Origin of the sequence: Gluconobacter sp. P1D12_c (assembly GCF_018812105.1) — a bacterium.
Taxonomy (GTDB): domain Bacteria; phylum Pseudomonadota; class Alphaproteobacteria; order Acetobacterales; family Acetobacteraceae; genus Gluconobacter; species Gluconobacter oxydans_A.
This window is the reverse complement of the sequence record NZ_JACSIQ010000851.1, coordinates 1-362: the sequence shown is the minus strand read 5'-3', so window position 1 is coordinate 362 and position 362 is coordinate 1. Positions and strand designations below refer to the sequence as shown.

General features: G+C 58.7%; 1 pseudogene. It reads right to left on the bottom strand.

Going from position 1 to position 362, the window contains the following annotated elements:
* Positions 1-362, bottom strand: a pseudogene (locus tag KP705_RS19500) (IS5/IS1182 family transposase); the annotation flags it as partial.

The window sequence follows — 362 nt, the reverse complement described above, 5'->3', positions numbered from 1 at the left end:
CTTGAGGCSGTATTGGCTTTATCCAGAAGCCCCTCTCTCAATCGCGCGCCATCACTGGCGGCGGCATCTGTTGTCTTCCATTTGCGGATGAACCGATACTTCCGGTCGATGGAGACGTGGGGTTTGTAGCCAAAGAATGGGATAGCGAGATCACTCGACGGCATGGTTCCATCGTCCTGCCGCTTCGCTTTCGTGAACTTCAGCGTCCAGCGCGCATGGCGATCCTTGTGCGACAGCTTTGACGGCTTGTCCTGCCAGTCTTCGGGAATACGGCCTGCCCGGAGATCGGCTTTCTCGGCGTTCGTGTTGCGCTGCTTTGGAGCCGCCACCAGCGTTGCATCCAGGATCTGGCCCGACATCGG